11 protein-coding genes are annotated in these 13,698 nt (G+C 55.2%); 6 read left to right on the top strand and 5 right to left on the bottom strand.

Annotation, left to right across the window (positions count from 1 at the left end):
• Positions 1-66: 66 nt before the first annotated feature.
• The 5 genes from TH468_RS11230 to TH468_RS11210 all read right to left on the bottom strand — a co-directional run bounded on the left by TH468_RS11230 (position 67) and on the right by TH468_RS11210 (position 6,535).
• On the bottom strand, positions 67-891 hold the full coding sequence (locus TH468_RS11230) for an outer membrane protein assembly factor BamD (protein WP_007089768.1): 825 nt from the start codon (positions 889-891) through the stop codon (positions 67-69).
• A 222-nt stretch (positions 892-1,113) separates the two neighbouring features.
• Entirely contained in the window at positions 1,114-2,082 is a 969-nt protein-coding gene (gene lpxC, locus TH468_RS11225) for a UDP-3-O-acyl-N-acetylglucosamine deacetylase (protein ID WP_085644110.1), read from the bottom strand.
• A 294-nt stretch (positions 2,083-2,376) separates the two neighbouring features.
• Positions 2,377-4,062 (bottom strand): cell division protein FtsZ, encoded by a 1,686-nt coding sequence (gene ftsZ, locus TH468_RS11220; protein WP_085644108.1) that lies wholly within the window; start codon positions 4,060-4,062, stop codon positions 2,377-2,379.
• A 255-nt stretch (positions 4,063-4,317) separates the two neighbouring features.
• Positions 4,318-5,568 carry a cell division protein FtsA gene (ftsA, locus tag TH468_RS11215; RefSeq protein ID WP_085644106.1) on the bottom strand — a complete coding sequence of 417 codons (1,251 nt, stop codon included), beginning with the start codon at positions 5,566-5,568 and terminating at the stop codon, positions 4,318-4,320.
• Positions 5,569-5,755: 187 nt separating this feature from the next.
• Positions 5,756-6,535 carry an IclR family transcriptional regulator gene (locus TH468_RS11210; protein ID WP_037992128.1) on the bottom strand — a complete coding sequence of 260 codons (780 nt, stop codon included), beginning with the start codon at positions 6,533-6,535 and terminating at the stop codon, positions 5,756-5,758.
• Positions 6,536-6,712: 177 nt separating this feature from the next.
• On the opposite strand from TH468_RS11210, the gene TH468_RS11205 reads away from it, so the two are divergent.
• The 6 genes from TH468_RS11205 to TH468_RS11180 are packed head-to-tail and all read left to right on the top strand — an operon-like array spanning position 6,713 to position 13,652.
• Positions 6,713-8,230: an ABC transporter substrate-binding protein gene (locus tag TH468_RS11205; protein WP_085644104.1), complete on the top strand. Its 1,518-nt coding sequence runs from the start codon at positions 6,713-6,715 to the stop codon at positions 8,228-8,230.
• 25 nt (positions 8,231-8,255) lie between these two features.
• Positions 8,256-9,173, top strand: a complete 918-nt coding sequence (locus TH468_RS11200) for an ABC transporter permease (RefSeq protein ID WP_085644102.1) — start codon at positions 8,256-8,258, stop codon at positions 9,171-9,173.
• A gap of 1 nt (position 9,174) precedes the next feature.
• Complete coding sequence (locus TH468_RS11195; RefSeq protein ID WP_085644100.1) at positions 9,175-10,098, top strand: ABC transporter permease; 924 nt, start codon at positions 9,175-9,177, stop codon at positions 10,096-10,098.
• Positions 10,099-10,108: 10 nt separating this feature from the next.
• Positions 10,109-11,104, top strand: a complete 996-nt coding sequence (locus TH468_RS11190) for an ABC transporter ATP-binding protein (RefSeq protein ID WP_085644098.1) — start codon at positions 10,109-10,111, stop codon at positions 11,102-11,104.
• Positions 11,104-12,069 (top strand): ABC transporter ATP-binding protein, encoded by a 966-nt coding sequence (locus TH468_RS11185; protein WP_085644096.1) that lies wholly within the window; start codon positions 11,104-11,106, stop codon positions 12,067-12,069. Before TH468_RS11190 ends, TH468_RS11185 begins: the two co-directional genes overlap by 1 nt.
• Positions 12,066-13,652 carry a gamma-glutamyltransferase gene (locus TH468_RS11180; protein WP_085644094.1) on the top strand — a complete coding sequence of 529 codons (1,587 nt, stop codon included), beginning with the start codon at positions 12,066-12,068 and terminating at the stop codon, positions 13,650-13,652. The genes TH468_RS11185 and TH468_RS11180 overlap by 4 nt, the downstream gene beginning before the upstream one ends.
• Positions 13,653-13,698: the final 46 nt, after the last annotated feature.

The raw sequence follows: 13,698 nt of genomic DNA, 5'->3' as shown, positions 1-13,698 counted from the left end.
ACAACTGACAAGAAATCGGTGTTCCTGATGCGTTCTCGTGTCGGAAGTCACGCGACGCGTCAAGAATCAGAACCAGTCACCAAGGGCGGTGGTGGTCGAATGCCACCAGCTTTCTCCCTCGCGGGTGTTTATGCCGTCACCAACCAGAAGATCGTATGATTCCTCATACCACGGACTGCCCGGGAAGTTATGACCCAGTACCGATGCGGTGCGTTTGGCTTCGCCTTCAAGACCAAGTGCCAGATAGCTTTCGGTCAGGCGCGCTAGTGCTTCGGGGACATGCGTGGTGGTCTGGTATTTGTCGAGGACCATTTTAAACCGGTTGATCGCAGCCAGATATTCACCGCGATCCTGATAATAACGGCCAACACTCATTTCCTTGCCAGCAAGGTGGTCAACCGTCAGATCCTTTTTCAGTTTCGCGTCACGCGCATACTGGCTGTCGGGGAAACGGCGGATAACGTCATCAAGCGAGTCCATCGCATGCTGTGTCATCTGCTGATCGCGGCCGACGTCGGAAATCTGTTCGTAATAGGACAATGCCTTCAGGTAATAGGCGTATGGCACATCCGGGTTTGCCGGATGAAGCGAGATAAAGCGATCAAGGGCTGTGATCGCGTCGTCATACTTGTTGTCCTGATAATAGGCATAGGCCGACATCAGGGTCGCCTTGGTCGCCCACACAGAATAGGGGTGCTGGCGTTCAACCTCATCAAAGGCCTCGGCTGACTTCTGGTATTCCTTGGCGTCCAGAAGGTCCTGCGCGCTGTTATAAAGTTCGGAAACCGGGCGTTCGACATATGCCGGTTTGTCGTCGCTGGAGCAGGCTGCAAGAAGCAGGGCCAGACCACAAGCAGCAATAACATTCTTGGCGGAAGCCTTACGAAGCACTGTGACGTTTCCTTAAGCTTTGTGACGCGTTCAGGCGGAATTTTCCGGACTATACCATGCCTGTACGGGCATAGGGCAAGGGGTTGTGTTACCCAGCAGGCACTTTTCTGCATCGCGGTCGGAAACCGGATCGCGGTTTCACAAGCTGTGATTGGGAAACGCAATAAAAAAGCGGCCCCCAGGGACCGCTTTTTGCAAACAAGATCATATCAAAAAAGCTTCTCAAGCCGTTGCGAGCGCACGGGCTTCAACCGCATGAAGGGCCGATTTGCGCATTGGCACAACGCGCCACGCACTTGCATCGGCAAACAGCGCCTTCAAAAGCAGGTTGTTGACATGGTGACCGGATTTATATGCCGTCACTTTGCCCTGCAACTGCTTGCCGGCGGTGTAAAGATCGCCAAGCGCGTCAAGAATCTTGTGACGGACGAATTCGTCGTCGTAACGAAGACCTTCTTCGTTCATGACTTCGTCGCCCGAAAGGACAACGGCGTTATCAAGCGAACCGCCCCGTGCAAGGCCCATCGACCGCATGGCTTCGACTTCGTGCAGGAAGCCGAAAGTCCGTGCACGGGCGATATTGGCAACAAACACGCCATCGTCGAATTTGACCGACATGCGCTGATTGTTGATTGCCTTGCTGGCGAAATCGATTTCGAAATCGACCTCAAAGCCATGCCCCGGTTCGATCCGCGCGGTGCAGCCCTTGTATTCGACTTCAACCGGTTTCAGAACCTCAATTACCTGACGCGGTGCCTCCTGTTCCTCAATCCCGACGCAATCGATCAGGAAGTTGAACGGTGCCGAACTGCCATCCATTACCGGCACTTCGTCGGCATCAATATCGATCAGAACATTGTCGATGCGTTGCCCGGCAAGGGCGGCCATCAGATGTTCGATGGTACCAATCTTGATCCCGGCATCCCTGTCGCCAAGGCAGGTGCAAAGCTGCGTGTCGATCACACCATCGTAACGTGCCGGAAACAGCGGTTGGCCATCCAGATCCGTGCGGCGGAATACGATACCGTGATTTTCAGGTGCAGGGTGAAGGGTGATGCGGATTTTATGACCTGAATGAAGCCCGACACCGGCACAGCCGATGGGTGCTTTAAGGGTCCGCTGACGCACGACATCATGATCAGATGCGCCCGAATGCGAAAGGGCAGCGCCGAGGTCAGTAATTTTGTTCACGGGAACCCCCAAAAAGTCAGGTCAGTCAAGTTTGTCAATGAATGCGCCCTATCGGCGCTCGGGGTATGAACCCCATTTCTTAGTTTCAGACCCTACAGGCGCTGTGACAAGAGAACAAATCACTCTTTGTTACGCTTTGTAAATTGATTAACTATCTGAAAATAAACAAAATAATCTGGGAAAATCGATCAGATATCATTTCAGGTTGCAAAGGTGCAGGTATTTGAGGGACCGGATCCGCATTTAAAAAAGGGGAAGGCCAAAGCCTTCCCCTTTTTCGCGCGGAGAATGTCGTCAGTTGGCCTGACGACGCAGGAAGGCCGGAATTTCCAGAAGGTCGTCAGACGCATTCGACGTCTTGACGCGGGAAGCTGGATCCGCCTTCAAGGACTGGTTTGCATTCTCGCCAAGCGACATTTCGGTCTGGCGTGGTGCCGGAGCCTGCGGCTGCGGGTGTGCCTGACGCGGTGCCGCGTGATGGGACTGTTCTGAATGGTCTTCGTGACCGCCCTTGTTTTTACCAAACAGGGTCCGCAGGCCAAAGCGCGGCGGGGTTGCGTTCTGGGCATCTGCTGCTTCGAACACATCCGGGCTGTGATTTTGTTCTGCGTCGCTCGGACGGGCCGGGCGCGGCGGGATAAAGGCCATGTCACCGTTTTCTTTCGGCTTTTCGGCCGGGGTGAAATGCTGTGCCGGGCGCGAAACCGGCTTCGGTTTCAGAACGGTCTGACCCAGTTCGATCGAACCGGTATTGTTGCCAGCAGGCTGATTGCTCAGTTCCGGCTGCTGGGCGCTGCCGGTTGCGGCAAAACGTTCTGCCGGAATTTCGTCGATAGAGGCACCGCCATGATAGCCATCATGCGCGCTGGCAACAGCGGCTTCCGGGGCACTGGCGACGGTGGCTGCCGCACCATGCTGACCAAAGGACGGGGTTGCCGGCTTGGCGGCCTGTTCGGCGGCCTTGATCTGCGCGACCGAAACGGTGGTCGGCTGCGGACGACGGACGTCCTCTGCATCGATGCCTGTGGCAACCACGGAAACGCGAAGCGCGCCTTCGATGGTCGGGTCGAACGTCGAACCAAAGATGATGTTGGCTTCCGAAGCAACTTCCTCGCGAATACGGTTCGCGGCTTCGTCGACTTCGTAAAGGGCCATATCCATGCCGCCGGTGATGTTGATCAGGACCGCACGTGCGCCCTTCATCGAAGCATCTTCCAGAAGCGGATTTGCAATGGCGGCCTCGGCGGCCTCAAGGGCACGTTTTTCACCCGTGGCTTCACCGGTGCCCATCATGGCTTTGCCCATTTCGCTCATGACGGTGCGAATGTCGGCAAAGTCAAGGTTCACAAGGCCCGGGACCATCATCAAATCGGTGATGGAGCGCACGCCGTTACGCAGAACGTCATCTGCCATCTGGAAGGCATCTGCGAATGTGGTTTTTTCATTCGCGACCCGGAACAGATTCTGGTTCGGAATGATGATCAGCGTATCAACATATTGCTGAAGCTGCTCGATCCCCTGTTCGGCAGTGCGCATACGGCGCGTGCCTTCAAAATGGAACGGTTTGGTAACGACCCCAACCGTCAGAATGCCTGCTTCCTTGGCAGCACGTGCAATGACCGGAGCTGCACCGGTACCGGTACCGCCGCCCATGCCCGCGGTGATGAATACCATGTGGCTGCCTTCAAGCTGGGCCTGAATGTCTTCGATGGATTCTTCGGCGGCCGCACTGCCCGCATCGGGACGTGCGCCAGCACCCAGACCCTGGGTGATTTTGCGACCAAGCTGCATCTTGCGTGCTGCTTTGCTCTGGCTCAGGGCCTGTGAGTCGGTGTTGGCAACAACAAAATCACAACCTTCAAGTTCGGATGCGATCATGTTGTTAACGGCGTTTCCGCCAGCGCCACCGACGCCGATAACGGTAATCTTCGGTTTCAGGTTTTCTTCCGTTTCAGGAACGGAAAAATTGATCGTGCTCATTGTTTGCTCTTCCTCTCCGCGCTTTAGAGCTTAAGATCGGCGCGGCCTTCCCGTTGCCACGCTAAGTCTCAGGTGTCCCCCGGACATTAGACCTTGGCATTCGTTTTAGCGGGCAAAGAGTTATTGCCGTATTAATAACAATGGAAGATTTCGAAAATTATCGCGTTTTTTTCGCGAAATAATTTTCGCGTTGCGTAAAACGCCTTTCCAGCCGGATCGGGCAGGCCGCGAAAAAACGTGAAACGGTCAGGGAAACTAGAAGTTTTCCTTGAACCATGCGCCAAGTCGACCCCAACGCCCACCCGATTGACGGATTTGGGCCATTGCTTCGCTAAGCGGATCGTTCTGCTGCTGAAGGGCGCGCAACAACAAACCTGCACAGGCCGAAAATGCCGGGCCGGCCGTTGCTTCGGCAAGACCTGATACCCCGTGCGGTGTGGCAATGGTGGCCGGGCGTTCGAACATCTGGCTTGCCAGATCGGCAATCGCGTTAAGCTGGCTGGCGCCACCCGTCAGAACGATGGAACGGCCGCCGATCTGCGACAGGCCATGTTCGTCCAACTGATCGCGAATCAACTCAAACGTTTCTTCAAGACGCGGCTTGATGATGTTGATCAGCATCGAGCGCGGCACATGATTGACATTGTTTTCATCTTCATCGCCGATTACAGGGACCGCTAGGATTTCCTGATCGTCGGACGGCGATGTCAGCGCGCTGCCATGCAGTGTTTTCATGCGTTCGGCATGATTAAGCGACGTGTTAAGCCCATAGGCGATATCGCGCGTCACATGCGCCCCGCCGACCGGTACGGTCGCGGTATAGATCACCTGTCCACCGTGGAAGACGGCAACGCTTGTGGTGCCGGCCCCCATATCGATGACAGTCGCCCCAAGGTCGCGTTGATCGGCAGTCAAAGCCGACAGGCCCGATGCCAGCGGGGTGACCACCGTTTCCTCGATCCCGAGATGGCAGCGCCCCAGAAGGGTTTCCAGATTGCGAAGCGGGGCGGTCTGGGTGCGCACAAAATGCAGATCAAGCCCGACGACAGACCCGTACATGCCGCGCGGATCACGAAGACCTGTGGCGGCATCGACCCTGAAGCCCAGCGGCACGGTGTGGATCAACTCGTCACCCGCCTGGCGCAGAACGGCGTCCTTCTGATCGTTCAGTTTACGGATTTCAAGATTGCCGATCGGACGCGATCCCAGCGGCAGTTCAACCGTGTGGGTTTCTGATTCCGGGCTGCCGCCAGATAGATTGACGATGACGGAATCAATCGTATGGCCCGCCATTTTCTCGGCCGCATTCACCGCCGCAAGGACGACTTCCTGCGCAGCGTCAAGATTGGCGATTGATCCGCTTTGCAACCCCTTGGACATATTATGTCCGATGCCGATGACTTTCGGGGCTTCGCCCTTTTCACGTCGGGCAATAAAGCAACAGACCTTGGACGTGCCGATGTCCAAGGCCGCGATCAAGCCTGATCTGGTTTTGCTGCGTGCCAATTGAATGCTCTGAACTTTTTTAAAAATTATGATCTGATTTCTGTCCGCCAGATCTTATGCCGGTTTTCGCCCATAAGCTGTTGCAAATTGGTTAAGGCAGGGCCGCGTTATTCTGTATTTTCCAAAGCTGTGAGTCTGTCTGTGGCTACGCTGGCGTTCCCTTGGTCTGGCCGGGCCGGGTTTTACCTTATCTGGATGGCACGATCGATTGGGCTGCTTCAACTACAAGCGGGGCAATTTCTGCTTCCGCACGTTCGATTGTCCATCGGATCGACGGCAAAGAACAGTGGATGGCGCCAACCGGTATTCCGTCAATGCTGCAGATCGGGGCGGCAACGTTGACTTCATCGGGTAAAACCTGCCCCTGTGTGGTGCAATATCCCTTTTCGCGTGCCATCAGGATATTATCGAGTATGGCATCGCGATCCATCGTTGTCCGGGGGGTGTATTGCCGGATTGGCCAATTATTCACTGCGTCACGAATGGCCTGATCTGACTGGCGGCTCAGGATAATGCGCCCGGACGAGGCAACCAGTGCCGGCACCCGTCGGCCAATTGCAGAAGCTCCGAAATTGGTGCGATGGTTGGGCATGCGCACGACATAAATAATGTCGGTTCCGATTGGCTCGGCCATGTTGATGGTTTGGGATGTCTGGCGGCTCAGGTCGATCAGTCGGGGCATTGCCAACTGCGCCAGATAATCAGCCCATAGATAACTGTACGCCATTTCCAGATATTTGACGGATGGCCGAAACCGGCGAGTCTCCGGATTCTTTTCCAGATAGCCAAGTTCGTAAAGCGTGTTGGCATATCGTTGTGCCGCACTTTTTTCAAGACCGGTAACCTTTACAAGATCGGCCAGGCCAAGTTCGGTTTTATCTTCTGAAAAAGCTTCGAGTATCCGCATGCCCTTTTCAAGGGATGTGACAAAAAGGGTGTCCTGCTGCCGGGCTTTGGCATTCGCCATGGTCGCGTTTCCTCGTTTTTTAATGGCAAACGTGCTGGTTGACATGCAGCTTCCAGTTGCCTTATCGTAGTTTTATACAGTACGCTGTATTACAATATAATACAAGATGTTTTAAATACATCTAATGTGTCTTGCCGCGAACACCGCGAAGTAAGGCACGCATATCAGGAGGCTATAATGAAACAGATCCTTAAGGGGGCTGGAATCTTTGCCCTCGTCATGGCCGCTGCTGGAACAGCCGCTGCCAACAAAGCAGACGATACTCTCAATGTCGCATTCTCCAAAGAGCTTGAAAATGTCGACAGTTATTTCAACTCGGCACGTGAAGGCGTCATTCTGCAACGCTCCATCTGGGATGGGCTGGTGTATCGCGATCCTTATACCAGCGAGTATAAGGGAAATCTGGCGACGGACTGGAAATGGGTTGATGACAAAACCCTTGAATTCAATCTTCGCCAAGGTGTGACGTTCCACAATGGTGAGCCTTTCGACGCCGACGATGTGGTTGCGACCGTGAACTGGGTTGCGGACGAAAAGAACGGCGTTAAAACCCAGCGCAACGTCAACTGGATGAAAAGTGCCGAGAAGATTGACCAGTTCAAGGTCCGCATTCATCTGAAAGCGCCATTCCCGGCGGCGATTGAATATCTTGCCGGGCCGGTATCGATTTATCCCAACGAATATTATGCCGAGGTTGGTCCGACCGGCATGGGGCTTAATCCGGTGGGGACCGGTCCTTACAAGGTTGTTTCGGTTGAGCCGGGCAAGCATTTCGTGCTGGAGAAGTACGAAAATTATCACAAGGACAGCCCGAAGGGAGAGGCCGATATCGGTCGTCTCGATATCCGCACCATTCCCGATTTCAACACCCAGGCGGCCGAACTATTCAGTGGCGGTCTGGACTGGATCTGGCAGGTGCCGCCAGATCAGGCCGAAAGCCTTGGCGCGATGGGTGAATTCACGGTTGCCAACGAAAGCACCATGCGTATTGGATATCTTGACTTTGATGCCGCCGGTCGCAGCGGTGAAAACAACCCGTTCACCAACAAGCTTGTGCGTCAGGCAATTTCGCATGCGATTGATCGCGAAGCCATCGTTGCATCAATGCTCAAGGGAAAATCCCGCGTCGTCAATTCGGCGTGCTTCCCGTCGCAGTTCGGTTGCGCACAGGACGTTACCGTCTATGACTATGACCCTGAAAAAGCCAAACAGCTTCTTGCCGAAGCCGGTTATCCGGATGGACTTGAAATTGACTTCTATGCCTATCGTGATCGCGAATATGCCGAAGCCATGCTGGGCTATCTCGAAGCGGTCGGCATCAAAAGCAATTTCAAGCTTCTGCAATACTCCGCCTTGCGTGAACTGAACATGAAGGGCGAGGTGCCGATGTCGTTCCAGACATGGGGATCCTATTCGATCAATGATGCGTCGGCGATCGTCAGCCAGTATTTCAAGCTTGGCAGTCTTGACAGTGCGCAAGACGAGCAGGTCAAGGAATGGCTGGATGTTGCCGACAGTTCCGTCGATCCCGACGAGCGCAAGGAATACTACGCCAAAGCCCTGAAGCGTATTGCGGAAGAAGCCTATTGGTTGCCGTTGTTCTCCTATAACTCGAACTACGTGTTCACCAAGGATCTGGAATATGCACCGACCACGGATGCTATTCCGCGCTTCTTCCAGATGAGCTGGAAATAATCCTCCGGATCAGGGGTTCAGAACGGTGTTGGTATATACGTTAAAAAGGCTTGGTCTGGCCTTGCTGGTGACGCTTGCCGTCTCCATGCTTAGCTTCGCGCTTCTCTATCTTTCAGGGGATCCCGCGGCGGCTATTGCTGGTGAAACGGCGAATGCCGAGGATATCGAAGCTGTAAGAATATATTACGGCTTTGATCGACCATGGGTCGTTCAGTATGGCGAATGGATGTTCAATGCGATCAGGGGAGATTTCGGCACAAGCTATTACTTCAAGCTGCCGGTATCACAATTGGTTGCCGAACGTCTGTCCGTCACGATGTTGCTTGGCGTCTGCGGAATCTCCTTTGCGCTTCTGACGGCTGTGCCTTTGGGTGTTGCCGCCGCCGTTCGCCCCAACAGCATTATTGACCGGATAGCCCTGTTCCTTTCGGTCATGGGGCAGGCCATGCCCAGTTTCTGGTTTGGCCTGGTCCTGATTGTCCTGTTCAGTATCAAGCTTCGCATCCTGCCGCCTTCCGGCTCGGACAACTGGCAAAACTTTGTGATGCCGACCATTGTTTTGGGCTACTACGCGATGCCCGCCATCATGCGCCTGACCCGGGCCGGGATGCTTGATGTGCTGGGGGCGGATTATGTCCGCACCGCACGCGCCAAGGGGGCGGGTGAATTCAGGGTCATGTTCAAGCATGCCCTTCGCAATGCCATCATCCCGGTTGTCAGTCTGGCCGCCGTTCAGATGGGCTTCATGCTGGGCGGATCGATTGTTGTTGAATCGATCTTTGCCCTGCATGGCGCGGGCTATCTGGCATGGGAATCCATTGGTCGTAACGATCTGCCAACCGTGCAGGCCCTGATTCTGGTGTTTTCGATGTTCTATATCGTCTTCACCTTCCTGTCGGATTTGTTGAATGCGTGGCTTGACCCGCGCATGAGGGTGGGCTGACATGACCAACACGACCGAAACCATCAACACAGTGGCACCCAAGGTTGAAGCTGAAGTCCTGAGCGGCCCGACGCCACGACAGATTTTGCTGACCAAAGTCCTTGGTCACAAGGGGCTGATGTTTGGTGCCATCGTGCTTCTGACCATTTTCCTGATGGCGCTTTTCGCACCTCTTCTGGCACCTTATGATCCCTATCATCAGGATTTGATGCATCGAATGATCCCGCCGGTCTGGGATGCCAAAGGCAGTTGGGAAAACATCCTTGGTACCGATCATCTGGGGCGGGATTATCTTTCACGGTTGCTTTATGGCGCACGCATTTCATTGGCCATCGGGGCGATTGCTGCCCTGATTTCCGGCATTATCGGCACCAGTATGGGGGTTGCCGCGGGGTATTTCGGTGGCCGTGTCGATGCCTGTGTCACCTTTTTGATCAATGTGCGCCTTGCCATGCCCGTGGTTCTGGTGGCGCTGGCGGTGGTGGCGCTGTTTGGCGGATCACTTCAGGTGGTGATCACGGTTCTTGGCCTTTTGCTTTGGGATCGGTTCGCGGTTGTGATGCGATCTGCCACGCTGCAATTGCGATCGATGGAATATGTCACGGCAGCCAAGGCCATCGGCTGTTCGACCAAGCGCATCCTGTTTAGCGAAATCATGCCCAATATCGCCAACAGCCTGATCGTGATTGTAACGCTTGAAATGGCGCATGCCATTTTGCTTGAAGCCGCCCTGTCGTTCCTAGGCCTCGGGGTGCAACCGCCGACCCCGTCCTGGGGCTTGATGGTATCGGAAGGCAAACAGATGCTTTTGTTCCAGCCATGGATGATTGCCATCCCGGGTGTCGCGCTGTTCATCCTTGTTCTGGCGATCAATTTGCTGGGTGACGGTCTTCGTGACGTTTCCGCACCTGAAAACCGCAACTAGGGGCATCAGTATGGAAAACATTCTTTCTGTTCGCGGCCTGACGGTCGATATTCCGCTGGCGGCCGGAACGCTGCATGCCGTGCGCGGCATTGATTTCGATGTGAAGCGCGGTGAAACCCTGTGTGTGGTCGGTGAATCAGGCAGTGGCAAATCCCTGACCTCGCTTGCGATCATGGGGCTTCTGCCCAAGCAGGCCCAACGTTCGGCGCAGGTTCTGGATTTTGAAGGTGTCGATCTGCAAACCGCATCCAATCGGGATATGCGCAAACTGCGCGGCAACCGGATTTCGATGATCTTTCAGGAGCCGATGACTTCGCTTAATCCGGCATACACGATTGGCGATCAACTGATGGAAGCCCTTTTGCTTCATCGGAAGGTTCCCAAGCCGGTTGCGCGTGACCGTGCCATCGAACTTCTGGAAAAGGTCGGGATCACGGCGGCGGCCAACCGCATGAAACAATATCCCCATCAGCTTTCCGGTGGTTTGCGTCAACGCGTGATGATTGCCATGGCCCTGATGGGCGAACCTGATCTGATCATTGCGGATGAACCGACAACCGCGCTTGATGTCACCATTCAGGCCCAGATATTGCGCCTGCTTAAGGATCTTCAGCGTGAACTGAACATGGCGATGATCCTGATTACCCACGATCTGGGTGTGGTGGCCCGCGTCGCGGACAAGGTTGCCATCATGTATGCCGGTGAAATGGTCGAAGCCGGGAGTGCCGCCGAAGTCTTTACCGCGCCAAAGCATCCTTATACTCGCGGGTTGCTCAATTGCATTCCGGTGCCGGGCAAAACCGCGGTTGGTGAACATCTGGGCTCGATCCCCGGTATTGTGCCGTCTCTTATCGATGATGTGGACGGCTGTGCTTTCCGAAGCCGCTGTGACGAGGCAACCGCGCAATGTGCGTCCGATATACCGGCCCGGATTTCACCCGCCGGGCATCTTTATCGCTGTGTTCACGATTATGACATGAACCAGCCAAAATCGGGGAAAGCATAATGTCCGTTCCGGTTCTTGAACTTGAGAATGTCTCGAAGATTTTTTCGATCAAGCAGGGCATCTTTGGCAAACGCAAGGATCTTCGTGCGGTTGATGAACTGACGCTGAAACTAGAAAAGGGCGAAGTCCTTGGCCTTGTCGGGGAATCCGGCTGTGGCAAAAGTACCCTTGCGCGTATTTTGCTGGGACTGGAAACGCCAACACAGGGGCGGGTTCTGGTCGATGGCGAAGACATTACCACCCATGACAGATCCTATCTGGCGCGGCGTATTCAGCCGATTTTCCAGGATCCTTATTCATCACTGAACCCGCGCAAGACGATTGGCGACATCATTTCGTTGCCGCTAAGGGTGCACAAGGTCGGCGATCCGCGTGACTGGGACAAACAGACCGCCGATATTCTTGATGTTGTCGGTTTGCCCAAACGGGTTTTGCGCAGTTATCCCAGCCAGCTTTCGGGCGGGCAACGTCAGCGTGTCGCCATTGCACGTGCACTCATCATGCGCCCTGAGATCGTGATCTGCGATGAACCGACGTCGGCTCTTGATGTGTCGGTACAGTCGCAAATCCTTAATCTGCTGTCGGATCTGCGCAATGAATTCGGGCTGACCTATCTGTTCATCAGTCATAACCTTGCGGTGGTCGAACATCTCGCAACAAGGGTGGCGGTCATGTATCTGGGTCGTATCGTCGAAGAAGCGGAAGCATCTTCGCTGTTTGCCGGTCCGGACCATCCTTATACCAATGCGTTGCTGGAATCCGTTCTGACACCGGACCCGTCCCTTGGTGTTCCCGATACGCAATTGGGGGCTGTATTCCCCAATCCGATCAACCCGCCCAGTGGATGTCATTTCCATCCGCGCTGCCCGCGCGCGATTGATATCTGTTCGACCAAGGCACCGGTGGCGACCCTGCATCAGGGCAAGCGGGTTGAATGTCATCTGGTCGAAGGGGCGGTGCAATGATCCGCGACAATTTTTCCAACATGCAGTCGGTCCGTAAAAACGTCGTCACCGTCGAAAATGGTGGGGTGGTTGCAGCCCAGCATAAGCACGGGGCACAGGTCGGGGCGGACATTCTTGCCGCCGGTGGCGATGCCATTGATGCCGCGATTGCAACATCCTTTGCCATGGGGGTTGTCGAACCCTGGATGAGTGGCCCGGCCGGTGGCGGTGCCATGATGATCTATCGCGCCGATGAAGACCGGACCTATTGCATCACGTTCGGGATGCGTTCACCCGCCGGGCTTGATGTTGCGGATTATCCGTTATCGGGCGAAGGCGTTGCGGGTGACCTGTTCCCATGGGCGCGGGTTGTTGGGGATCGTAACCAGATTGGCGCAACCGCGATTGCGGTACCCGGCACCGTTGCCGGTATGTGGCTTGCCTTTGACCGGTTTGGCACGATGCCATGGCGTGATCTTGTGTCGCCGGCGGCAAAGCTTGCGTCGGGTGGGCTATCGGTTGATTGGTATGCGGCCCTTATCATCGCGGCCAGTACCCGCGAACTTGTTAAAAACCCGACTGCGGCGGAAACCTTTCTGGAAGACGGGCAGTGGCCGACTATTGCCGGATGGACGGCCCTTTCGGACAAGCGGATCAATCTTGACCGGATGGCGGCCACCCTGCAACGCATCGCCGATAAAGGTGCGCGTGAATTTTACGAAGGCGATCTTGCGGCGGAAATCGTTGCCGATGTCAGGGCTGCCGGGGGATGTTTGTCGCTTGATGACATGAAGTCCTATCAGGCTGTTTTGTCTGATCCGCTGACAATATCCTATCGCGGGGGGACGGTCTATACGCCGCCTGCGATGACGGCGGGTGAAAACCTTGCGGAATGCCTGGAAATCCTGTCGCATCAGGATTTTGAGGGGACGTCCCCGGGGGCGGATGCCTATGGGGCGTATGTCGATGCGCTTAAGACGACTTATAAACGCCGGTTGCGCGATATGGGGGACGTTGATGACAGTCGCGCCCCTGCCTGCACCACGCATTTCAGTGTGACGGATCGACATGGCAACATGGTTGCCGTGACCCAGACATTGCTATCCATTTTCGGATCCAAGGTCGTGCTGCCCGGAAGCGGGCTTTTGATGAATAACGGGATCCTGTGGTTCGACCCCGAACCGGCACGGCCAAACTCGTTAGCACCCAACAAACGGTGTTTGATGAATGTCTGCCCAGCAATCGGGCAGCAAAAGGGCCGGCGTTTTGCTATCGGGGCATCGGGCGGGCGCAAGATTTTGCCAGCCATCCTGCAACTGACATCCTGCCTGATGGATTTTGATATGACCCTCGAAGATGCCTTTCATCAGGCGCGGGTTGATTTCAGCGGCGGCGATACGGTGATCATCGATCAAAGCCTTTCGTCCGATATCGTTGCGGCCCTTGGGGAACGCCATCGTTGCGTGACTACGCGCCGGACCGCTTTCCCCTATGCCTTTGCCTGCCCGGCGGGGGTCCTTCGGCAGGAAAATATCAATCAGGGCATGACCGAAATCATGTCGCCCTGGGGCGATGCGGTGGCGGAAAACCGGGATGGTCTGTGAAATACAAAATGCTCCGTCGTTCCTTTGGGAATTGGATGGCTTATCG

Source organism: Thalassospira sp. MCCC 1A03138 (assembly GCF_002115785.1).
Taxonomy (GTDB): Bacteria; Pseudomonadota; Alphaproteobacteria; order Rhodospirillales; family Thalassospiraceae; genus Thalassospira.
The sequence above is the reverse complement of the archived record's forward strand: the minus strand, read 5'-3'. Positions and strand labels throughout refer to the sequence as shown.